Annotated in this window: 18 protein-coding genes, 1 pseudogene and 1 riboswitch; of the genes and pseudogenes, 8 read left to right on the top strand and 11 right to left on the bottom strand. The window is 64.8% G+C overall.

Features of this window, described 5'->3' with window-relative positions; genetic code table 11:
• Together F3H96_RS19590 and F3H96_RS19580 are read right to left on the bottom strand one after the other, a co-directional pair.
• Nucleotides 1-2,457 carry an EAL domain-containing protein gene (locus F3H96_RS19590; RefSeq protein ID WP_149803368.1) on the bottom strand — a complete coding sequence of 819 codons (2,457 nt, stop codon included), beginning with the start codon at nucleotides 2,455-2,457 and terminating at the stop codon, nucleotides 1-3.
• Nucleotides 2,458-2,631: 174 nt separating this feature from the next.
• The gene (locus F3H96_RS19580; protein WP_149803367.1) at nucleotides 2,632-3,672 is read right to left on the bottom strand and encodes an endonuclease/exonuclease/phosphatase family protein; all 1,041 of its coding nucleotides are present in this window, start codon (nucleotides 3,670-3,672) and stop codon (nucleotides 2,632-2,634) included.
• A gap of 240 nt (nucleotides 3,673-3,912) precedes the next feature.
• Between F3H96_RS19580 and F3H96_RS19575 the strand changes: the two genes are divergently transcribed.
• The 5 genes and pseudogenes from F3H96_RS19575 to F3H96_RS19555 all read left to right on the top strand — a co-directional run bounded on the left by F3H96_RS19575 (nucleotide 3,913) and on the right by F3H96_RS19555 (nucleotide 9,137).
• The gene (locus F3H96_RS19575) at nucleotides 3,913-5,265 is read left to right on the top strand and encodes an extracellular solute-binding protein (protein WP_149803366.1); all 1,353 of its coding nucleotides are present in this window, start codon (nucleotides 3,913-3,915) and stop codon (nucleotides 5,263-5,265) included.
• Between the two features lie 106 nt (nucleotides 5,266-5,371).
• Nucleotides 5,372-6,255 (top strand): annotated as a pseudogene (locus F3H96_RS19570) (ABC transporter permease subunit).
• Between the two features lie 8 nt (nucleotides 6,256-6,263).
• Nucleotides 6,264-7,178 (top strand): ABC transporter permease subunit, encoded by a 915-nt coding sequence (locus tag F3H96_RS19565; RefSeq protein ID WP_149803365.1) that lies wholly within the window; start codon nucleotides 6,264-6,266, stop codon nucleotides 7,176-7,178.
• Between the two features lie 11 nt (nucleotides 7,179-7,189).
• Complete coding sequence (gene ugpC / locus F3H96_RS19560) at nucleotides 7,190-8,290, top strand: sn-glycerol-3-phosphate ABC transporter ATP-binding protein UgpC (RefSeq protein ID WP_149803364.1); 1,101 nt, start codon at nucleotides 7,190-7,192, stop codon at nucleotides 8,288-8,290.
• 49 nt (nucleotides 8,291-8,339) lie between these two features.
• Nucleotides 8,340-9,137, top strand: a complete 798-nt coding sequence (locus F3H96_RS19555) for a phosphodiesterase (RefSeq protein ID WP_149803363.1) — start codon at nucleotides 8,340-8,342, stop codon at nucleotides 9,135-9,137.
• Nucleotides 9,138-9,156: 19 nt separating this feature from the next.
• Here the strand turns inward: F3H96_RS19555 and F3H96_RS19550 are convergent, their stop codons facing one another.
• From F3H96_RS19550 to F3H96_RS19510, 9 genes are all read right to left on the bottom strand, one after another.
• A complete protein-coding gene (locus tag F3H96_RS19550; protein ID WP_149803362.1) occupies nucleotides 9,157-10,239 on the bottom strand; it encodes an ABC transporter ATP-binding protein in 1,083 nt (360 codons plus the stop codon).
• Nucleotides 10,236-11,792 (bottom strand): iron ABC transporter permease, encoded by a 1,557-nt coding sequence (locus tag F3H96_RS19545; RefSeq protein ID WP_244620076.1) that lies wholly within the window; start codon nucleotides 11,790-11,792, stop codon nucleotides 10,236-10,238. The genes F3H96_RS19550 and F3H96_RS19545 overlap by 4 nt, the downstream gene beginning before the upstream one ends.
• A gap of 193 nt (nucleotides 11,793-11,985) precedes the next feature.
• On the bottom strand, nucleotides 11,986-12,993 hold the full coding sequence (locus tag F3H96_RS19540) for an iron ABC transporter substrate-binding protein (RefSeq protein ID WP_149803361.1): 1,008 nt from the start codon (nucleotides 12,991-12,993) through the stop codon (nucleotides 11,986-11,988).
• A 485-nt stretch (nucleotides 12,994-13,478) separates the two neighbouring features.
• Nucleotides 13,479-14,090, bottom strand: coding sequence for a HupE/UreJ family protein (locus F3H96_RS19535; RefSeq protein WP_244620066.1), 612 nt, complete (start codon nucleotides 14,088-14,090; stop codon nucleotides 13,479-13,481).
• 33 nt (nucleotides 14,091-14,123) lie between these two features.
• Nucleotides 14,124-14,669 (bottom strand): hypothetical protein, encoded by a 546-nt coding sequence (locus F3H96_RS19530; protein ID WP_149803360.1) that lies wholly within the window; start codon nucleotides 14,667-14,669, stop codon nucleotides 14,124-14,126.
• Nucleotides 14,670-14,671: 2 nt separating this feature from the next.
• Complete coding sequence (locus F3H96_RS19525) at nucleotides 14,672-15,880, bottom strand: agmatinase family protein (RefSeq protein WP_188131458.1); 1,209 nt, start codon at nucleotides 15,878-15,880, stop codon at nucleotides 14,672-14,674.
• Nucleotides 15,881-15,892: 12 nt separating this feature from the next.
• Nucleotides 15,893-16,702 carry an ATP-binding cassette domain-containing protein gene (locus F3H96_RS19520; RefSeq protein WP_149803359.1) on the bottom strand — a complete coding sequence of 270 codons (810 nt, stop codon included), beginning with the start codon at nucleotides 16,700-16,702 and terminating at the stop codon, nucleotides 15,893-15,895.
• Nucleotides 16,699-17,478, bottom strand: coding sequence for an ABC transporter permease subunit (locus F3H96_RS19515; RefSeq protein ID WP_244620075.1), 780 nt, complete (start codon nucleotides 17,476-17,478; stop codon nucleotides 16,699-16,701). The genes F3H96_RS19520 and F3H96_RS19515 overlap by 4 nt, the downstream gene beginning before the upstream one ends.
• 134 nt (nucleotides 17,479-17,612) lie before the next feature.
• On the bottom strand, nucleotides 17,613-18,677 hold the full coding sequence (locus F3H96_RS19510; protein WP_149803358.1) for a putative urea ABC transporter substrate-binding protein: 1,065 nt from the start codon (nucleotides 18,675-18,677) through the stop codon (nucleotides 17,613-17,615).
• Nucleotides 18,678-18,778: 101 nt separating this feature from the next.
• A riboswitch (guanidine-I (ykkC/yxkD leader) is annotated at nucleotides 18,779-18,894 on the bottom strand.
• Between the two features lie 300 nt (nucleotides 18,895-19,194).
• Here F3H96_RS19510 and F3H96_RS19505 point away from each other — a divergent pair.
• From F3H96_RS19505 to F3H96_RS19495, 3 genes are all read left to right on the top strand, one after another.
• Nucleotides 19,195-19,731, top strand: coding sequence for a sigma-70 family RNA polymerase sigma factor (locus F3H96_RS19505; protein ID WP_149803357.1), 537 nt, complete (start codon nucleotides 19,195-19,197; stop codon nucleotides 19,729-19,731).
• A 1-nt stretch (nucleotide 19,732) separates the two neighbouring features.
• The gene (locus F3H96_RS19500) at nucleotides 19,733-20,371 is read left to right on the top strand and encodes an NrsF family protein (protein ID WP_149803356.1); all 639 of its coding nucleotides are present in this window, start codon (nucleotides 19,733-19,735) and stop codon (nucleotides 20,369-20,371) included.
• A 141-nt stretch (nucleotides 20,372-20,512) separates the two neighbouring features.
• A complete protein-coding gene (locus F3H96_RS19495; protein WP_244620065.1) occupies nucleotides 20,513-22,465 on the top strand; it encodes a PAS domain S-box protein in 1,953 nt (650 codons plus the stop codon).
• The last annotated feature ends 43 nt before the right edge of the window (nucleotides 22,466-22,508 follow it).

Below are 22,508 nucleotides of genomic sequence, written 5' to 3'. Positions count from 1 at the left end.
TCAGACCGAGCGCGCGGCCGCGGCTGGCTCGAGCATCAGGATGCTGCTGCTGCCCCTGACGACGCCGGTTTTGGTGCCGTCACCGGTCACGGAAACGCCCGTCAGCTCGCCGAACGCCTCGATCGGGCCAGGCCTGCCGAGATAATATCCCTGGCCTATGTCGCAATCCTCGGCGTCGAGAAAGCGCAGTTCGTCCAGCGTCTCGACGCCTTCGGCCAGAACCGGCAGGCCAAGGCCGCGCCCGAGACCCAGAACGGCGCGCACGATGGTCGCGACCTGGCTGTTGCGGTCTACCGATTTGATGAAGGATCCGTCGATCTTGATCTTGTCGAAAGGGAACGCGCGCAGGTTGGACAAGGACGAATAGCCGGTGCCGAAGTCGTCCATCGCCACACGCACGCCGAGCGCCTTGATCTGGCGCAAGGTGGCCAGCGCCCGCGGCATGTCCTTGACCAGCGCCGTCTCGGTGATCTCGAGCTCGAGCCTGCCGGCCGCCAGGCCGGAGCGAAGCAGAACCTCATGCACCTTGCGGCTGAAATCTGGATTGTGAAGCTGCACCGCCGAGACATTGACGGCAACCGTCAGCGGGTTTTTCCAGCCCGCGGCCTCCTCGCAGGCGGTCGCCAACACCCATTCGCCGATCTGGGCGATCGCGCCGCAGTCCTCGGCCACCGGGATGAACACCGAAGGCGCAACGTCGCCGCGTTCGGGATGCTGCCAGCGGATCAAGGCCTCGAAGCCGACCATCCTGCCGCTGCTGATTTCCTTCTGCGGCTGGTAGACGAGGCGGAACTCACCGCGCGCCACCGCCTGGCGCAGGTCCTGTTCCATGGTGCGCCGGTCGCGCGCCTCGGCGCCCATGGAGGCCTCGAAATAGCGGAAGGTATCCTTGCCTTCGGCCTTGGCGCGATAGAGTGCCGTGTCGGCATGACTGACCAGCGCCGCCTGTTCGTCGGCATCGAGCGGGTAAAGCGCGATGCCGATGCTGGCCGACACCATGCCGCCGGGTGACAGCCGGGTTTCCTGATGCAGCGCGGAAAGCACGGCTTCGGCGATGCGGCCGGCCGCTCGTGGATCAGGAAGGTTGGGGGCGATGATGGCGAATTCGTCGCCGCCCAGCCGAGCCAGCATCTGGCCGTTGCGCAGCACGCCGGAGGCGCAATGGGCCACCTTCTGCAAGACGGCGTCGCCGGCTGCGTGGCCGTAGAGGTCATTCACTTCCTTGAACCGGTCGAGATCAAGAAGCATGAGCGCCAGCTGCCCGCCGCTGCCGGCACCTTTGCCGCCTTCGGCGGACGCGGCGATCGCGGCTTCCAGCCGGTCGGTGAAGCTGCGGCGGTTGGCAAGCCCGGTGAGCGGGTCGTAATGCGCGAGGCGCATGATCTCCTGCTCGGCCTTCCTGCGCTCGCGCATGTCGCGGACGGCAACGACCAGATGCGGCCTGCCGCAATAGTCGATGCTCCTGGCGATCAGCTCCACCGGAATCGGGCTATGGTCCCGGCCGCGGAGATCGGCTTCCTGTGCCTGTTCGCTGCCGGCAGTGATAGCGGAGGCAACCCGCTCGCCGAACAGCTCGCCCAGCGTCATCGCGTTCAGGGCGGCGGTGGCGATACCGCTCAGCGCCGCGATGCTGTCGTTGGCGCTGACGATGCGGCTGCCGTCGCAGACGATCAGCCCCTCGACAGCGGCATTTGCGAGGCCGTGCATGCGCTCTGCCTCGATCCTGTGACGGCGGAAGCGCAGATCGATCCACAGCGCCGTGGCCGACAGCACCAGGATGACCAGGCTTGCCGCCGCGGCAGCGAAGGCCTGCGACATCGGCGCGACCGTGAGTTTCGAGATCTCTATCGAGGAATCCGGATAGATCGAGACCGCCCCCATGGCGATGAAATGCAGCGTGCAGATCGCCAGCGTCAAAAGGACGGCGCCGGCGATCGTCGCCAGCGTCGATGGCCGGCGAAGCACGACAACCAGCGAGAGCGCGGCAAGCGTGACGCCGGAGATCAGCGAAGCGGCGACCAGCAGCTGGTTCCAGACGATCCGGCCTTCGACCTCGAAAGCCGCCATGCCGGTATAATGCATCGCGGCAATGCCAATGCCGAGCACAACGCCGCCAACGAGGTAGTGGTCGATGCCGCCGCGCATGGTCGCGACCCACATCCCCGCCGCGGTCAGAACGACCGAAACCGCCAGCGAAGCCACCGAAAGCTCGGCGTTGTAGGCGTTGGGTATCCCCGGCGTGAAGGCGATCATGGCGATGAAATGCGTCGCCCAGATGCCGAAGCCGGTCGACGCGGCAGCAATCAGCAGCCACGCATGGCGGTTTCGGCTAGTCGATTGATCGACATGGCGAAGCAGGTTGACGGCGGAAAAACAGGAGATTCCGCAAATGAGCGCGGCCAATGCGACCAGTCTCAGATCGTGCTCATTCACGATGCAATTATAGACGGTCAGCATCCTGCTTCACCTGATCTACCCGCGTCAATCAAGGCAACGTGATTGATTAGGACCGGACGACTGAAGAATCGATTACGCCGCCCGCAACCGCTGCGTGCCTGACAGGTTGTATTTCCGGCGGACGCTATGCGCCGGAACCGATTTCCGGATCGAGCTCGCCGGATCGCGGGGCCGTCACTTCACCCGCACAGTCACCAGCAGCGCCTCGTGGTCGGCGCTCGGGCTGCCGTCCGGCAATACCGCCGGCAGCGTCGCCGGCGCGCTTGCCGCGAGGCCGCGGGTGAAGAACCAATCGATATGGCCGGCAGGCGTGGGGTCGCCGGCCGCGCGCCGCTGCGTCGGCTTGTCGAACGCGTTGGCGTCGCGCCAGTCGTAGCCGCGCTCGGCCAGGATCGCGAAGAGCGGCTCGTGACGGTCGGGCTGCATCAGCCGGTCCGGTTCGGCGGCAATGCGCGCCTGCCAAGCGGCCGGATCGGCATGGCGCTCGTCATAGGTTGCGGTCAGCGTGTTGAAGTCGCCGCCGATCAGCACCGGCGCTTCAGCGTCATATTTGTCGATGGCGTCGAGCAAGTGGCGCGTCTGGTCGGCCCGGCCGGCGGGGTTGGTGCGGTTCTCGAGATGCAACGACACGACGGTGACCCGGCGGTCGCCGACCATCACCTGGCCGCCGAGCGCCATGCGGCCGCCGATGCGCGGCTGGCCGTGCTCGGGCAGGAACCAGGCGCCGGCCGCATCGAGGCGAACGAGAAAAGGCCGCAGCAGCGCAACGGCAGTGGTTACGGCATTGCCATGGAAGCCCTCCGTGTTCTCGGCGCCACCATTCGCCGCCTGCTCCGTTTCATTGCCGGTGCCGAGCTCCAGGAACTCGACGCCATAGGCGAAAGCGTGGCCGAGCCGATCTGCAAGCCGGCTCAACAGATGGCCATTGCCGGAGCGCGCCATGCCCTTGTCGACCTCGGACAGCAGCACGACGTCCGGCGCCTGGCCGGCGATCGTTTCGGCGATGGCCTCGACATGACGCAGCCGCTCGACATTCCAGGCCATGACGGTCAAGCTCCGGCCGGCGCCCTCGCGCAAGGCCTTGCCGCCGATCTCGATCTCGCCGAGGGCGGGAATGGCGGCCGCGTGACGCAGATGCGTGGCGCTGTCGCGCGGCCCGTCTCGCATCGCATTGCGTTCGGCGAGGGGCACGTGCGTGAGTTGCGGGACCAGCATGTCTCTTCTCATCCAGTTAGCCGGTTAATCAGAAGGGTCTTTTCGCCGCTTCAAGGTGCCCTAGCTTCCTAGAGCGCCGATATGACGTTTTCATGCCGGCGCGACCGCTGCCAGGGAGGAGAGACTGGCTGTCCACAGGGGCTTCAGGGCCACAACAGAACTGTCACATACCTTCTCTATGAGAGCGGGCAAGGACTTGCGCAACACCCCTGTCATACTGCCACTCAAGAGGGAAAAACCATGACGATCATCAAGCGGGGCCTCGCTGCCCTTGCCGCCGGCGTGCTCAGCACCGCGCTCGCGGTTCCTGCGTTTGCGGAGCCGGTCAAATTCGATTTCTGGTTCGGCCTGTCGGGCGATCTCGCCCGCGTCGTCGACACGCTGTGCAAGAATTTCAACGCTTCCCAGAAGGACTACGAGGTCGTCTGCACCAGCCAGGGCAACTACGACGCAACGCTGCAGAACACCATAGCCGCCTTCCGCGCCGGCAAGCAGCCCACCGTCGTCCAGGTCTATGACGTCGGCACCGCCACCATGATGCTGTCGGGCGCCTACAAGCCCGCCGACAAGCTGATGGAAGAGAACGGCTACAAGATCGACTACAGCGACTATTTCCCCGGCATCGCCCGCTACTACGCGACGTCGAAGGGCGAGATGCTGTCCTTCCCGTTCAACTCCTCGACCCCGTTGATGTACTGGAACAAGGATGCTTTCGCCAAGATCGGCAAGACCGAAGCGCCGAAGACCTGGGAAGATGTCGGCGCCGATCTCAAGGCGATGAAGGATGCCGGCTATGATTGCCCGATGGCGATCAACATCTCGGCCAACGAAAGCTGGCAGTTGATGGAGCAGTTCTCGGCGCTGCACAACCAGCCGATCGCCACCAAGAACAATGGCTATGACGGCCTCGATGCCCGTCTGGAGGTCAACAAGACCAAGTTTGTCCAGTACGTCACCGACTTGAAGAAATGGTATGATGCCGGTCTGGTCAAGATCAAGTCGAAGGACCTCGGCCAGGATATGGTGCAGGCTTTCGCCACCGGCACCTGCCAGGTCATCCTGACCTCGGTTGGTGATCACGGCACGGTCGGCCGCACCCAGAAGGAAGGCATGCACTGGGATGTCGCCGAATTGCCGGTCTATGCCGGCACCGAGCGCAAGAACTCGCTGGTCGGCGGCGCATCGCTGTGGGTGCTCTCCGGCAAGTCGGAGGCCGAATACAAGGGCGCGGCCGCTTTCCTCAACTTCATCCACGACCCCAAGACCGCTTTGTTCTGGTCGACCAACACCGGCTACATTCCGGTGACGAAGTCGGGCTTCGAGTTCATGAAGTCCAACGGCTTCTACGACAAGGCGCCCTACAAGGGCCGTGAAGTGGCGATCGCCAGCCTGACCGCATCCGAGCCGACCGAGATCACCCGCGGTATTCGCCTGGGCAACTTCACCCAGATCCGCGCCGAGTTCGGCACCCAGATGCAGGCGATCTTCGCCAACAAGGTCAGCGTTCAGCAAGGCCTCGATGCGCTGGTCAAGAATGGCGACGCGATCCTCGAGCGCTTCCAGCAGACCTATCCGGGTAAGACCCTGCCCTGATCGCGGATAGCGGAACGGGCGCCCGCCGAGAATCGACGGGCGGCCATTTCATATCTAGTCTTGCCCAGGGAGAGCGGGCTGGCGGTTCAACGGCATCGGCGGATCGATGGAAAAACGCGTCACTTTCGGCAGATGGACGATCGGCATCCTGTTCGCCGTGCCGCAGCTGCTTCTGATCTTCACGTTCTTCTACTGGCCTGCCGGCCAGGCCGTCTACTGGTCCTTGACGCTTCAGCAGCCCTGGGGCGGCGGCAACATCTGGGTCGGGCTCGACAATTTCCGCTCGATCCTGTCCAACGCCGATTACTGGAACTCGATCACCGCCAGCCTGGTCTTCGCCGGCATCAGCACCGGTCTGGCCATGGTGATCGCGCTTGTGCTCGCCGTCTTGACCGACCGGCAGCTTGCCGGCTCATGGCTTTATCGCGTGGTGCTGATCTGGCCTTACGGCATCGCCGCACCCGCGCTGGCGATGGCCTTCCGCTTCATCCTCGCGCCGGAAGCCGGCTTCATGGCTGTCGTCAACCAGGTCTGGCCGGGTTTCTGGGATCCCGGCCTCGACGGCGCCGATGCGATGGCCTCGATCATCGTCGCTTTCTCCTGGAAATATGTCGGCTACAATTTCATCTTCTTCCTCGCCGCCTCCAGGCCATTCCGCGCTCGCTGATCGAGGCGGCGGCCATGGACGGCTCCGGCGTGATAAGGCGGTTCTGGGACATCCAGTTCCCGCTGATCACGCCGACGATCTTCTTCCTCTTGGTCATCAACATCACCGAGAGTTTTCAGGACTCCTTCGGCATCGTCGACATCATGACCGCCGGCGGCCCGGCCAACGCCACCAACCTGATGGTCTACAAGATCTATTCCGACGGCTTCAAAGGCCTGGATTATTCGGGCGCCGCCGCGCAGAGCATCATCCTGATGCTGCTCATCGTCGCGCTGACCATCGTTCAGTTCCGCTTCATCGAGCGGCGCGTGCATTATCGCTGAGGCGGGCCATGGTCGAACGCACCCCGATCCTCAATTTCCTGACGCACCTCATCCTGTTCGTCGGCTTTGTATTTTGCGTGGCGCCGTTCGTCATCGTGGCGATCGCCGCCTCGCACAATCTCAAGGACGTCAACGACGTGCCGATGTCGCTGCTGCCGGGCAGCGATTTCTGGGTCAACATCAAGACCGCCTGGACGACGGCCGATCTCGGCCCGAAGCTGCTCAACTCCTTCATCATGGCGGCAGGCGTCGCCGCCGGCAAAGTGATCATCTCGGCGCTCACCGCGTTTTCGATCGTCTATTTCCGCTATCCCGGCCGCACGCTGATCTTCTGGTTGATCTTCGTCACGCTCATGCTGCCGCTCGAAGTGCGCATCGTGCCGACCTATGCGGTGGTCGCCAACGTGTTGTCGCCCTACCAGGCGATCATGGACGTGACCGGCCTCTCCTGGCTGATCGAGAAGACTTCCGGCGTCCAGGTCCAGCTCAACCTCGGACTGCTCAATTCCTACACCGGCCTGATCATGCCGCTGATCGCCACCGCCACTGGCACTTTCCTCTACCGCCAGTTCTTCCTGACGGTGCCGGACGAACTGACCGAGGCCGCGCGCATGGACGGCGCCGGCGCGCTGCGCTTTTTCGTCGATGTCCTTTTGCCGCTGTCGCGCAACAACATGGCGGCGCTCGGCACCATCATGTTCCTGTGGGCCTGGAACCAGTATCTGTGGCCGCTGTTGATCACCACGGATGCCAGCCATGCCACCGCGGTGACCGAGCTCAAGCAGCTGATCCCCAATGTCGGCGGTGCCCCGGAATGGCATATCGCCATGGCCGGCACGTTGATCGTCATGCTGCCGCCGCTTATCGTCGTGGTGCTGATGCAGCGCTGGTTCGTGCGCGGCCTGATCGCCACCGAAAAATAGGGAGACAGGAAATGGCCTCCATCACCATCCGCGACGTCAGGAAGAGTTACGCCAAGATGCAGGTGGTGCATGGCGTCAACCTCGACATCAAATCCGGCGAGTTCGTCGTCATCCTCGGGCCGTCCGGCTGCGGCAAGTCCACGTTGCTGAGGATGATCGCGGGGCTGGAAGAGATCTCCGACGGCACGATCGCCATCGACGGCACCGTGGTCAACAAGCTCGAGCCGCGCGAGCGCGGCTGCGCCATGGTTTTCCAAAATTACGCGCTCTATCCGCATATGAGCGTGGCGCAGAACATCGGTTATTCGCTGAAGGTGGCCGGCATTCCTGCGGCCGAGCGCACCCGGCGCATCCAGGCCGTCGCCCGCATCCTGGAACTCGAGCATCTGCTCGACCGCAAGCCGATGGCGCTCTCGGGCGGCCAGCGCCAGCGCGTCGCCATGGGCCGCGCCATGATCCGCGAGCCGAAGGTGTTCCTCTTCGACGAGCCGCTCTCCAACCTCGACGCCAAGCTGCGCGTTCAGATGCGCTCCGAGATCCGCAAGCTGCACAGGCGCCTCAGCGCGACCTCGGTCTTCGTCACCCATGACCAGGTCGAAGCGATGACGCTGGCCGACCGGCTGGTGGTGATGAATGGCGGCCGTGTCGAGCAGGTCGGCACACCGGCGGAAGTCTACAGCCGGCCGGCGAGCCGCTTCGTCGCCACCTTCGTCGGTGCGCCGACGATGAACATGCTCGAGGGCACCGTCACGCTCGACGGGCTGTCGCTGCTCGGCGACAGCCGCAAGCTCAACGTGTCGCGCACGGGCCTTCCCGTGGGCTCGAAAGTCGCGGTCGGCATCCGGCCCGAGGCGGTGCGCATGGTGGCGCCGGGCACGCCCGGAGCGCTTGCGGCGACCGTCGACCTCATCGAGGAGCTGGGCGCCGGCCGGGTCATCTATGTCGACCTCGACGGCGCGCCGTTCTCCATCGTGACGTCCGAGACCGTCCACTCCGAACCGGGCAGCGCGATCGGCCTGCAGTTCGCCGAATCCGATCTGCATTTCTTCTCGTCCGAGACCGGCGGCAGGCTCGACGTGTTCAAGGCTTCGGTGCCGGAGCCGGCGCTGTAAGGCGGTCCTTGCGTGGCTGACGTTGCGAATTTGAATAAGGGTTCGGGGAATGAAGATAATCCAGGTCACCGACGTCCATCTCGGCCGTCGGGGCGAAATCCGCTATGGCGCCGACCTGCACGAGCGGCTCGGCCGCTGCATCGATCACATCAACGCCCGCCATGGCGATGCCACGCTCTGCATCTTCACCGGCGACCTGGCCGATGGCGGCGACACGCAAGCCTATGTCGACCTGAAAGCGGCGCTGGACCGGCTCAGCGTGCCTTACCGGCTGCTGCCTGGAAACCACGACCGGCGCGCCAATCTCATCGCCGCCTTTCCGGAAAACGGGACTGACGGCAACGGCTTCGTGCAATCGGTTTTCGATACGCCGGAAGGGCGTCTCGTTTTTCTCGACAGCCTGGCCGAAGGCCGCGTCAGCGGCGAGTTGTGCGACAACCGCCTCGGCTGGCTCGACGCCATGCTCACCGAGGCGGCGAGCAAAACGGCCTATATTTTCCTGCACCATCCGCCAGTCGAGCTCGGGCTGACGCTGCTCGATCCGCTTGGCCTCGAACAGCCGCAGCGGCTCATCGACGTGCTGACCCGGCATGGCAATGTCGGCTATATCTTCTTCGGCCATGTCCACCGCGACATCGCCGGCACCGTCGCCGGCATTCCGTTCTCGGCGCAGCGCGGCCTGCATGCCCGCTTCATGCTCGACCTGGTGGGCGACGAAATGGTCGAGCAGGCGCCGCCCGCCTATTCGCTCATCCTGATCGACGGCGCTCGCGTCGTCATCCACAGCTGCGATTTCCTGGAGCAATGGCCGCTTTGGTCGCCGGCGACGGGGCAGCGCGTGCGCTGAGGCATGGCTCAACCCGGACCTAGGCGAATACATGCGCCTTGCCGTTGACGGTGAGGCGCACGATCTCGCCGATCGCCGGGGCGTCCATGCCTGTCCTGCGCAGGACCAGCGGCGTGTTGCCGATCGCAGCCGCATCCGGCGGATCCGGGCTGTTGAGCAGCCGCACCGCGACGGTGCAGACCGAGCCGGCGAATTCGCAGTCCGTCACTTCGCCGAACAGCATGTCCGGTGTGCCGGACATGCCTTCGCGCGAGGTTCGCTTGAGCAGGACCTGCTCAGGCCGGAGCATGATGCGCGCGACATCGCGCCGTTCCTTGGTGTCTACAGCGATGCGGCCGAGCCGCGATACGGCAAAGCCGTCCGCGATCCTGGCCGGCACGATGATGGCGTCGCCGAGGAATTCGGCGACCATCCTGTCCCTGGGTTGGAAATAGAGCTCGCGCGGCGTGCCGACCTGCGAAAACAGGCCGTCGCGCATGACCGCCACCTGGCTGGCGAAAGACAGCGCCTCGGCCTGGTCGTGCGTGACCAGGATGGTGGTGATGCCAGCCTCTTCCAGCAGCTCGGCAACCGCCTTGCGCATCGAGGCGCGAAGCCCGGTGTCGAGCGCCGAGAAGGGCTCGTCGAGCAGCATCAGCCTCGGCTTCATCGCCATGGCGCGGGCGAGCGCCACGCGCTGCTGCTGGCCGCCGGAGAGCTCGTGCGGCCGGCGCTTCAGGATCGCCTTGTCCAGCCCGACGATATAGGCGAGCTCGACGATATGTTGCGCGCGTCCCTCGGCGTTCCGGGCGATGCCGAAACCGATATTGTCGGCGATGCTGAGATGCGGGAACAGGGCGCCGTCCTGCGCCACCACGCCGATGCCGCGCCGGTGTGCCGGCACCGCGGCCCCGCCATTGGCGAGCACCTTGCCGTCGAGTGCGATGCGGCCGCGATCCGGCGCCTCGAAGCCGGCAATCAGCCTCAGCAACGTTGTCTTGCCGCAGCCGGAGGGGCCGACGATCGCGGTGCGGCTGCCGCTCTCGACCTGCAGGTCGACGCCGGCGACCGCCGCCACCGGGCCGTAGTTCTTGGCGACACCGCTGAGTTCGAGAAAGCTCATCGCCCGGCCATCCGTTTCGACTGGACGTAGAGCCACCACGTCATCGGCAACGACATCGCCACCATGATCAGCGCGTAAGGAGCGGCGGAGGCGTAGTCGATCTCGCCGCTATAGGACCAAAAGGCCATCGCCAGCGTGCGGGTGCCGTTCGGCGCCAGCATCTGGGTGGCGGTGAGCTCGTTCGTGATGCCGAGCGCCACCATCGCCATGCCGGCCGCGGCACCAGGCGCCGACAGGCGGATGGTCGTCGCCCACAGCGCCCTGACCGGGGGCCGGCCCAGGCTGGAAGCGGCGCGCTCCAGCTCTACCGGCGCCTGCGCTATCGAAGCGCGCAGGCTGACCAGCGCGCGCGGCAGGAACATCAGCGCATAGCCAAACAGGATGGTGAACAGCGTCTGGTAGAGCGGCAGCGCGACGCGCACGGTGATCGTCACCAGCGCCAGCGCGATGACCACGCCCGGCAAGGCGCCGACGATGTAATTGCAGCTCTCGAGCAGGCGTTGCAGCCGTCCCGGCGCGCGGATCGAGATCCACGCCATCGGCATGGCGGCAATCGTTGCAAGCACCGCGCCGGCGATGGCGAGGAACAGCGTCTGGCCGAGCGCCAGGCCGATCTCGTCCCAACGCCAGACATCGACGCCGCCGGCGATGAGCCAGCGGCTGACCGTGACGAAGGGCACGCCGAGCGACAGCAGCGCGACGCCCGCCGGCAAAAGCAGGCATGCCAGAGTGGCCAGGCCGAGCCGGGCGCGCTGCTGCTTGCGCGCGGCGCCGGAGCCGACCCGGGCATAGCGCTCCTCGCCGCGGACCATCACCTCGAGGGCGAGCAGGAAAAGGCAGCAGACCACCAGCACGGCGGCCAGCATATTGGCGGCGGGGCCGTTGAAGGTCGACTGGAACTGGTCGACGATCGCGGTGGTGAAAGTGTCGAAGCGGATGAAGACATAGAGGCCGTATTCGGCCAGCAGATGCAGACCGACCAGCAGCGACCCGCCGCAGATCGCCAGCCGCAGCTGCGGCAGCACCACGCGCGCGAAGACGCGCCACGGGCCAAGACCAAGCGCGGCGGCGGCATCCTCCAGCGCCGGATCGAGCCGGCGCAAGGCGGCGGCGATCGGCAGATAGAGGAACGGGAAATAGGCTATCACCGAGACCAGCACGCCGGCCCAGAGCCCGTGCAGGCCTGGAACAAAGCTGATCCAGGCATAGCTGTGCACGAAAGCGGGAATGGCGAGCGGGGCTACCGAGAGCCACGACCACAGGCGGTTGCCGGGCAGATCGCTGCGTTCGGTCAGCCAGGCCAGCGCCACCGACAGCGCGATTGCGATCGGCACGGTAATGACGACGAGGAGCACGGTGTTGACCAGCAGTTCGCCGACGCGCGGGCGCAAGATCAATGCCACCACCGTATCCCAGCCGGTCTGGATCGCGATCCAGACGATGAAGGCGAGCGGCAGCAGCGCGATCAGGGAGATCAGGGCGGCGGCGAGCGTGATCCACGAGGTGGACCGGCGCTTCTTCATCCGGGCCGTCGGCAGTCGTCCAGGCGCCATGTCGATCGCCGACTGCATCAGGCGAGCCGCCACGTCGCTACCGCCGGCTGGCGGAAACGATCCGATACGCCGCCCACGCGGCTCGAAGCGCAGTCGATCGTCATCGACGAGGCGATCTCCAAACAAAAGCGCTCCCGCGGAAAGCGAATTCCCCCGGGAGCACGGTCTTTCGCCCTTTTAGGACGAACTTGAACTAAAGCAAGCCGGCTTGCGTCATCAGGTCGATGACCTTCTTGGAGTTCAGCGTCGCCGGGTCGATCTTCGGCGCCTGCAGGTCGGGGAGCGGCACTAGCTTCGGGTTGGATTGCGCGCCCTTGCCGACCGCATATTCATATGACGTACCGGTCTTCAGCACGTCCTGGCCGCCCTTGCCGGTAACCCACTTCAGGAATGCCTGGGCTTCCTTCGGATGCTTGCTGGAGGCCAGCACGCCGCCGCCGGACACCGAAACGAAGGCGCCCGGGTCCTGGTTCTTGAAATAATGCAGGCCGACATTCTTGCTGTTCTCGCCGGTCTTGGCCTGGTCGCCGAAATAATAATAGTGGTAGATGACGCCGCCATCGATCTCGCCGGCGTTGACCGCCTTCATCACCGTGCTGTTGCCCTTGTAGGCGGTGAAATTTTCCTTCATCGCCTTCAGCCAGTCGGCGGTCGCGGCCTCGCCCTTGAGCTGCAGCAGGGCGCTGACGATGGCCTGGAAGTCGGCGCCGGAGGGCGAGGCGGCCCACCGGCCCTTCCAGCTCGGATCGGCGAGGTCGAGCAGCGACTTGGGCAACTGGCCTTCCTTCAGCTTGTCCTTGCTGTAGGCGAAGACGGTGCTACGGGCGGCAACGCCGACCCACTTGCCGCTCGACGGCTGGTATTCCTGCGGAACCTGGGCGAGGGTGTCGGCGTCGACCGGGGCAAACAGGCCAGCCGCCTCGACCAGCGCCATCGCGGGTGAATTCTCGGTCAGGAACACGTCGGCCGGCGAGGCGGCGCCCTCGGCGACGATCTGGTTGGAGAAGTCACTGTCGCCGCCATTGCGCAGCGTGACCTTGATGCCGGTTTCCTTGGTGAAGCCTTTCGCCCACTCCTTGGCAAGGCTCTCATGTTGGGCGTTGTAGACGATGATGCCTTGATCCGCGGCCAGGGTCGGCGCGGCGATCAGGCTCGCCGCCAGCGCGACGGCGCCGGCAAGGGTCGAAAGGGCAAGTTTCATGGTGCTGTCCTTGATTTTGGTGATCCGCCCCCACCTACCAATACCTGATAATGATAGTCAACATTGTGAGGATGGCTCATTCCGTCGCGGAGGCGTGAAAGCCGGCGCCACGCGGACAATTCCATGTGAATTGGGTGCCGCTGGATTTGCCAGAACCCTTGGCGGGATCCAATGGCATCCATTGTTTCAAGCCGAGCAATCCCCTGTCGCACGGGGCCGGCAATAGCGGTCCCGCGCGAGGCTGCGGGAACGATTGCGGTCAGAGCCGCTCGGCCCGCACCTTCAGGATAAAGTACAGCAGCGCTCGAATGCGCCGCCAGATCGTCCTAGGCATGGCTCTGCCTCCTGCTAGGGCATGATGCCGACAAGCGTGAAGCGGTTTGCGGACGACATCATGCTCTATCTCTTTGATTTAGAGACGGATTCAGAGTTCAGGTCGGTTCGACCTGAAATCAACCGGCTCAAGCGCGATCCTTCAAACGCCTTCAGAGAAGCTGCGCGACCAGCGCGACCCCGACCAACGAGGTGCCGAACCCGGCCGCGCGGACGGCTGCCGGCCGGCTCCGCAACGCCACAAGCATTCCGGTCGCGTGCAAAGCCGAGGTGATGGCGAGGAAACCGATCGCATAGGCCATGCCGTCGACCGTCTCCGGAATCTCAAGACCATGGGCGTTGCCGTGGAACAGACCGAAGAGCGTCGCGAGCGACGCGGCGAAGGCAAATGGCATCGGTCTGGCGAGCGCGACCATGGCGCCGAAAGCCACCAGCGACAGCGCAATCCCGGACTCCAGCGAAGGCAAGCCGATGCCGGCGATCCCGAGCATGGCGCCCGCGACCATCGCCGCGACGAAACACGCCGGCACGAGGATGACGGCCCTGCCGCCGGTTCGAGCCGCAATGATGCCGACGGACAGCATCGCAAGCAGATGGTCCATGCCGGCCAGTGGGTGTTGAAGACCGCTCAGGAAGCCGTGGACATGAAAGCCGCCGCTATGGGCGAAGGCCAGTGACGGCATGAGGACCGCCATGGCCGTCGAAGCAAGCCTTGAGAAAGCTGCCGGGGCAAGCCTGGAGAGGATCGAAAGCATTCTGTTCATTGGTCTGAACCTGTCTGAAAGGGGAGGATCCGGTCAAAGCCGGCGTTCACTGTCGGGCATCGCGATTTCGGCCGTCGCGGACCTGTCGCTCAGAAGCCGTGCCTCGCTGAAATCGAGGGGCCGCTGGCCATTGCCGTCATGGTAGACGAATGCCAGGCGCCGCCGGTGCGATGTCAGCTTCGCCGGCAGCGGGTTGTAGGTCACGCCGGCGCCACCGATCAGCGGCATCACGGCGCCGACATCGACGATCTCCTGCGTCTCGACGCGCAGCAGGTGCAGCCGCTTCCCGTCCGCGGCTTCGCCGAGGAACGGAATGCCGGCGAGCCGCAGGAAGCTGGACGGATCGGGTGCCCGCGCGAACCCGTCGAGAAAGGCGGTTTCGACGAGATCGAGATCGGTCGTGCGCGGGTCGCCCGGCTCGGGCACATGCTCGGGCGGCAAATGCGGCGTCTGCCACTGCAACGGCCTGCCGGCCGGCCCGTTGTGACCGACCGTGTGCGGATGGTGGTGATGGCCGATCGACGCGTGATGGTGCTGGCCTTCGCCATGGTCGTGGCTGTGGTGATGATCATCGTGCATGGTCAAAAGCTCGTCGGCTTGTCGATGATGGATTTGTGCTTGCCCAGCGTGCCATGGGCGACCATCGAGCCGAGCGCTTCGACGACAACCCGCACGCCGAACAGCGCGGTGATGTCCGAGGTATCGTAGGGCGGCGACACCTCCACCACCTCCAGTCCGCAAATGCCGGGCGCCGACACCAGCCCGAGCAGCTTCAGCGCCTCGCGCGGCAGGAAGCCGCCGGGCTCGGGCCAACCCGTGCCTGGCACGAAACCGCAGTCGACGCTGTCGACGTCGAAGGAAATGTAGACGGCGTCGGCATCCTTCCACGCCAGCTCGAGCGCGATCTCGGCCGTCTTTTCAAGTCCCATCTGCTCGATGTCCGAAATCGTCAGCACGTTGGTGCCACGCTTCCTGGCCTCGGCCACGCCATAGCGGGGCACCTGCCATCCGCCGATGCCAAGCTGCACCAGATTGGTGGCCGAGACGTTCGGCAAGTTCGTCGCCCAATACCAGGGCGTGGTGTGCATGCGCTCGTCGAGATCCTTTTCCTGGATATCGATGTGGCGGTCGAAATGAATGATGCCGATCCGCTTCGAGGTGACGTCGGCGATGCCGCGTACGCAGGGGAACCCGATCGAATGATCGCCGCCCAACATGATCGGCAGCGCGCCCGAGGAGGCTACGTGGCTGACGCCCTTGGTGATCTGGTCAAAGCTCTTTTCGAGATTGGCCGGGATGGTGAAGACGTCGCCGGCGTCGCACAGCGTCATCTGCTCGCGCAGGTCGACTCCCAACTCGTAGTTGTAGGGCGTGTAAAGTGCCGAGATGCGACGAATGCCTTGCGGCCCGAAACGGGTTCCCGGACGGTAGGTGGTGCCACTGTCGAAGGGAATGCCCATGACGGCAGCATCATATCGGCCGACGTCGCGGACATTCTCGACATAGGGCGCCTTGAGAAAGGTGTTGATGCCGGCGAAATGCGGCAGCTCGCCGCGCGCGAAGGTCGGGATGGACTTGTCGGTGATCGATTCCGATCCCGGCAGACCCATGTCCAGCGCCCATTTCTGTTCCTTGCGCCAGCCGTCCTCAGGCAGCTTTCCTTCCGCCTCGATCGACTTCCAGCCCTGCATGTCGCGGATCTCGAAGTTCGGATGGTGGAAGCGTTGGCGTGGTTGGTAGTCGACTATGCCGGCACGGCGATGCCGGCGTTCTGGAATGTTGCTATGCACGAAAGACCTCCTTCACGACGCCGTCGTCGCAATTGCGCTGTCCAGTCGGGTCGTCCCGACCATCGCGGCCACTTTGGCCACGTCTCGTGAGGAAGCCCGGTGGTTGCGGTCGAGCTTCAGATCGTATGTGATCGTCGCGCCATAGGCGGAAGGGAACTGAGGGTCGTGGCGCACCTTGTCGAAGACGAGCACACGGGTGCCGAGTTTGAAGGCCTCGCCGATATCGTGGGTGACCATGACGACGGTCATGCCGTGCTCGACCCAGAGCTCGGTCAGCAACTCATGCATCTCGACGCGAATGCCGGGATCGAGCGCGCCGAACGGCTCGTCGAGAAGCAGGATCTGCGGCCGACCGAGCAAGGTCTGGGCGATTGCCAGCCGCTGCTGCATGCCGCCCGACATCGATGCCGGATAAAGGTTGCGGGCGTGGGCGAGCCCGACGCGTTCCAGCATGGTTTCGGCCTCTTGCCTGGCGCTTCTGCGCCGGGCGCCGAAGACGCGGCCAAACGGTCCGCCAGAGCGAAAGTCCTCGACCAGCAGCAGGTTCTGCAGCGCGGTCAGATGCGGAAACACCGAATAGCGCTGAAAGACGATGCCGCGCTGCGGCGTCGGTTCCGGCACGATCGGCCGATCGCCGACGACGACCACGCCACCGCTCTGCCGTTCCTGGCCGAGCAGGATACGCAAGAAGGTAGATTTCCCGCAGCCGCTGGCACCGACCAGCGACAGGAATTCGCCCGGTTCGGCAGTGACGTTGACCCGCTCCAGCACGTGGGCGTCGCCATAGCTTTTCTCCAGTCCGTGGACGACGATGCGGCTCATCTATTCTGCACCGGATGAGCCCAGGGGGAGATGACGTGCGAGAGCCGCGCCAGCAGCCAGTCGGTGGCGACGGCAAGCAGCGTGATCCAGGCGACGTAGGGCAGGATGATGTCCATCGACAGGTAGCGCCGGACGAGGAAGATGCGGTAGCCGAGCCCCTCGGTCGAGGCGATGGCCTCCGCCGCGATCAGAAACAGCCAGGCCGGTCCGAGCGCCAGCCGCACGCTGGTGATGAGGCGCGGCATGATTTGCGGCAGGACCAGTCTTAGAACCATGGTCCAGCTGTTGCCGCCGAGCGTCTGCGCCTTGGCGACGAGTTCGGGCGGCAGCTCCATCACCCGGTTGGCGATGTCGCGCACCATGACGGGTGCCACGCCGACGGCGATCAGGGTGATCTTGGCGGTTTCGCCGAGGCCGAGCGCGATGAACAGGATCGGCAGCAGCGCCAGGGGCGGGATGACGCAGACAACGGTGACGAAGGGCAGCAAAAACGCCCTGACACGCGGGACGAAGCCGATGGCGACACCAAGCAGGAGCGCCGCCAGCGTCGCCAAGCCCACTCCCGCGAACAGCCTGACCAGGCTGGCATAGGTGTCGGCCCACAGGATCAGGTCGCCGGAGCGCTTGTCCGGCACCGTCGCCAGATCGAAGAACGCCGCCCACATCTGCGCAGGGGCAGGCAGCAGCTTGTCGTTTGCGTTGACGGCCAACCGCTGCGCCGAAGCGACCAGATAGGCCGCGGCAACGGCCGCGAACGGCAACGCGCCAAGCAACACCGCTCCGCTGCGCGAGACCGTGGCGTTGATCAGGCGAAGCCGTGTCTTCGGCACGCCTGCGGGCTGGCTGGCCAAGTCCGCGCCTGCCCCTGCTTGCGCAGCACTGGTTCCTCTGGCTAGCATGACGATCGGTCCTAGAGCGTTCCGGCCGCCGCCTCCGCCGTGAAGGCCGGGTCGAACCGCAGCTTGACGTTGCCGGCGTCGCCCAATGTCGAGCCGTCGGGGAAGCTCATGCCGGTCACATCGACATTGGACGCATTGGTGCCGAGAATGCCATGGCTGAACAGGAAGTTGCGGACGAGATCCATCGTCTTAGGCAATTCAGCACCCTTGGTGAACTCGACCGCCTTGGCCGGTTCGAAGAACATCGCCGTCGACGCGAGCTGGGCGTCGAAGCCGGCAAGATCGGTGCCAGACGCCTTGGCCATCTCTTCCTTGGCCGCCTTGCCTTCGGGTGTGCCGGAGGTCATCAGAGCCATCACTTCATACCATGCGCCGACGAGCGCCTTGCCGAGCGCCGGGTTGTCCTTCAGCGTAGCGGTGTTGACGACCATCAGGTCGATGATCTCGCCGGGAATCTGCGTTGAATCGAATACCTTGTGGGCGCCCGGCATGGCGACGATTTCCGAAACCAGCGGATTCCAGGTGACAACGGAAGTGACATCGCTGGTGCCATAGGCGGCGACCATGTCGGCATCGGAGGTGTTGACCACCGTGATGTCCTTCTCGGTGAGCCCGATCGTATCCAACGCGCGCGCCAGCAGATAGTGCGAGACCGAGAGCTCGACGAGGTTGATCTTCTGGCCGGCGATGTCCTTGAGCGCGGTCTTGTCCTTGAGGATGACGGCATCGTTGCCGTTGGAGAAGTCGCCGACGATCAGCGCAGTCGTGTCGACGCCGCCTCCGGCCGGGATCGACAGCGCGTCCATATTGGTCATCGAGCAACCGTCAAAGCCGCCGGCGGTGTATTGGTTGATACTCTCGACATAGTCGTTGATGCGGGTGATCTCGACATTGATGCCGTATTTGTCGGCCCATCTCTTCATGATGCCGCTGTCGGCGAGATAGCCCCATGGCATCCAGCCGACATAGATCGACCAGCAGATCTTGAAATCTTTCTTGGGCGTCGCCTGCGCGGTCGGGACGAAGGGAAGGCTGAGTGACGCGGCCAGGATGATTGCAGCCAGCTTGCGAAGCATTGCGTACCCCTGTTTGCGGTCCGGATTTACGTCCGGGCTTTTGTTGGGGGTTTACGGAGCGCGCATCCGGGAGAGGTTCGCGCCAGCAAACCCGTGCAGGGTTCTCCCGGGATTTTGGCCCGCCGTGTTCCGCCGGATGCCTCAATGCATCCCTGGCGGTTGCGTCTCTCGGACCAGCACCGTGATCGATACGGCCGGAACCCTAGACGCTCTGCACGCCGGTTCCTATGCAAGGGCCATGCCAATCCGAAACGGCAGCCTTGAGGCTGTTTTCCCCGATTCTCGGGCGATCGCGGCGTGTCCGTGGCGAAAAAATCATCGCGGCGCCGCCGAAATAAGCAGCATCGTGCCGGGCGATCATCTCGGATGTCGCAAGGGTCCCGCCTTCCCACGAAGAATTGAAGGGCGTGGCGGCCGTCGCAAACTTTCGTGATTTTGCGGTAGTTTGGCTTGGACATTATTTCGCCGGCCTCGTAACAAACCAGGGCCGAGACGCGAACATCGGGGGTACACTCTTGTGACCGGCAAGGATGAGGCCGAGTTTTCCAGGCTGCTCAGAGCTGCGATCGCGGGAGACGAAAAGGCTTATGCCGACTTTCTGCATCGGATAGCCGCTCTCGTTCGCGGCTTCGTCCGGCGCAAGGTCGTACAGGGCGGGGTCGACCCCGAAGATGTCGTGCAGGAAACCTTGCTGGCCATTCACGTCAAACGGCACACTTGGCGCCAGGATGCGCCTGTCCTGCCGTGGGTCTATGCGATCGCCCGCTTCAAGCTGATCGACGCTTTCCGCAGGCGCGGGCGCCGCATCGAGGTCGAGATCGACGAGATCGCCGAAACCTTCGCCGAGCCGGAGACGGAAAAGGTCAGCGAGCGCGACATCAACCGGGCGCTGGACGGCCTGCCGCCGGCGCAACGCTCGGTGGTCTCCTCGATCTCGGTGGACGGCCAGTCGATCGGCGAGACGGCAACCAGGCTCGGCATCAGCGAAACGGCGGTGCGCGTGTCGCTGCATCGCGGGCTAGCCGCGATCGCGAAAAGGTTCGGACGACAGTGACATGAGGACCGAAGATCTCATCAAGGCGCTAGACGCCGATGCCCGCGACAAAGCGATGCCGCTCGGCAAGGCCTGGTGGCTGGCCGTCGGCGTGGCCGTGGCGATCGCGGCCGCGGTCTTGTTTGCGACCATCGGTCCGCGTCCCGACCTCATGCCGGCCATGCACACGATGCGCTTCATGTCGAAATTCGTGTTCACGCTGGTGCTCGCCGCCAGCGCCTTCGCGCTGATCCGCGCGCTGTCGATGCCGGGTGCTTCGACCCGGCGGGCGATGGCCTGGATGGTCGCGGCGCCCGCGCTGGTGGTGTTGGCGGTGATTCTGGAGCTTTTCGTCGTGCCCGAGGCCGACTGGGGCAAGCGGCTCATCGGTTCGAACATGATGATCTGCATGACCTTCATCCCGCTGATCGGCATCGGCCCGCTGGCGATCTTCCTCGGCATGCTACGCTATGGCGCGCCGACCAGGCCGGTGCTTGCCGGCGCGGTCGCCGGCCTGCTTGCAGGCGGGCTCGCGGCAACTTTCTATGCCGCACACTGCTTCGACGATTCGCCGCTGTTCGTCGCCACCTGGTACACGATCGCGATCGCCTTCCTCACGCTGCTCGGGGCCATTGGCGGGCGGCTATTCGTGCGCTGGTAGCCGCCGCACACCGATCCTTAATCATGCCGGCAATTGTTTGCCGGTTAGCGGACCGATCGCTACCGTCCACGCAACCATTCCTTAAAATCGATCCGCCAGGGTTGCGGCAACGCGCAGTTGCGTATTGGGTGGGGTCGCATCGTGACGTGGTTGAACTGGAAAGGGCCTCGTGCCGACAGGCACGCCGCGCAGGGCCTGCTGGCGATCGGCCTGGTTGCCACCGCTGTGTCGATCCTGTTGCCGCGCCTTGACTTTGGTGCCGAGGCGCTGAAGCTCTGTCTGCAGATTTCCGTCGCCATCACGGCGGCGACGCTGTTTTTGTCGGCGCTGTTCATTCACCGTATCGTCGATGACCGCCGGCAGATCGCCGAGAGCGAGCAGCGCTTTCGCCGCGCCATGGAAGACTCCGCGATCGGTGTTGCCATCGTCGGCCTCGACGGCCGCATCCAGCAGGCCAACCCTGCCTTCGCCGCCATGCTGGGTTACAGCCGCGCGGAGATCGAGGCGCTGACCTTCCCGCAGATCACACATCCAGACGACCTGCAGATCGGCCGCGAGACGATGCAGAACGTGAAGGAAGGCAGGATCAGCTCCTACCATTTCGAAAAGCGCTACCTCAGGAAAGACGGGTCACCGGTCTGGGCGCAACTCGCCGGCTCGGTCATCCGCGACGAGGAAACCGGCAAGCCGCTTTATCTCGTGTCGCAGATCGAGGACATCGATGCTCGCAAGCAGGCCGAGGCGCGCATTGCAGAAGCGGAAACACGGTGGAACTTCGCGCTCACCAGCGCCGGACAGGGCGTCTGGAGCCTCGATATGCGAAAGGGCGGCACCACCTATTCGGAAACCTGGGTGAAGATGCTGGGCTACGCCGATGGCGAACTCAACGGCAGCCCCGACCGCTGGCTGACCATGATCCATCCCGACGATCAGGGGCGCGTGGCAGAGGCGGATCGCGCGCATCTTGCGGGCGAGACCCCGTTTTTCGAGGCCGAGTTCCGGATGCGGCACAAGGACGGTCACTGGGTCTGGATCCTTGATCGCGGCAAGGCGATCGAGCGCGATGCGCAGGGCCGGCTGATCCGGGCGATCGGAAGCCTGACCGATATCACCGAGCGCAAGCAGGCCGAGGCGCGGCTGATGGTTTCGGCGGCAATGCTTGCCGACGAGAAGGAGCGTCTCAGGGTGACGCTGCAGTCGATCGGCGACGCGGTGATCTGCACCGATGCCGCCAACCGGGTTACCTTCATGAACCCGGTCGCGGAGAAGCTCACCGGCGTCGAGGTCGGCGAGGCGATGGGAAAGATGCTGGGCCATGTCTATTGGGCGGTCGATGAGGAAAGCGGGCAGCGAATCGGCCTGACGCGCCCCCCGGCGAGCGAGCGGCCGCACTGCGACCGGAACACACGCGCCGTGCTCGTGCGGCGCGACGATACCCGCTGCAGCATCCGCCAGGTGGTGTCGCCGATCATGAACGACCGCGACGAGTTCTGCGGCCTGGTCATCGTCTTCCAGGATTTCACCGACGCGCGCGCACTGCAGCGGCAACTGGCCTACGCCGCCGCCCACGATGCGCTGACCGGGCTCGCCAACCGCTCGAGCTTCATCCGCACCATGGAGGACCTGGTCGACCAATGCCGCCTCAATGGCGGCGAGCATCAGTTCATGTTCGTCGACCTCGACCACTTCAAGGCGGTCAACGACACCGGCGGCCATGCCGCGGGCGATGCGCTGCTCAAGCGCGTCGCCGACGCCCTGCGCAATGTGCTCGGTCCGGAAGACATCGTCGCGCGGCTCGGCGGCGACGAGTTCGCCGTCATCCTCAAGTCGGGCGCCGAGCGCGGACCGATCGCGGCGCGCTCGATCATCGATGCCATCCGCAATCTCAATTTCAGCTGGGACGGGCGCCCACATTCGATCGGCGCCAGCATCGGTCTTGCGCCGATCAGAGCCGGCCGTGGCGAAGTGGACGAGATCATCGCCCGCGCCGACGCCGCCTGCTACGCTGCCAAGGCAGCAGGCCGCGGCTGCGTTTCCGCCGCGCCGGACGAGGACTTGGGGGACTACACAACCGCGCTTGCGGCAGCGTCCTGAGCGTCAGCAGGGATAGAAGCCTTAAGCCTAGAGCCGGATGATT

The organism is Mesorhizobium sp. NFR06, assembly GCF_900115245.1.
GTDB lineage: Bacteria > Pseudomonadota > Alphaproteobacteria > Rhizobiales > Rhizobiaceae > Mesorhizobium.
The sequence above is the reverse complement of the archived record's forward strand: the minus strand, read 5'-3'. Positions and strand labels throughout refer to the sequence as shown.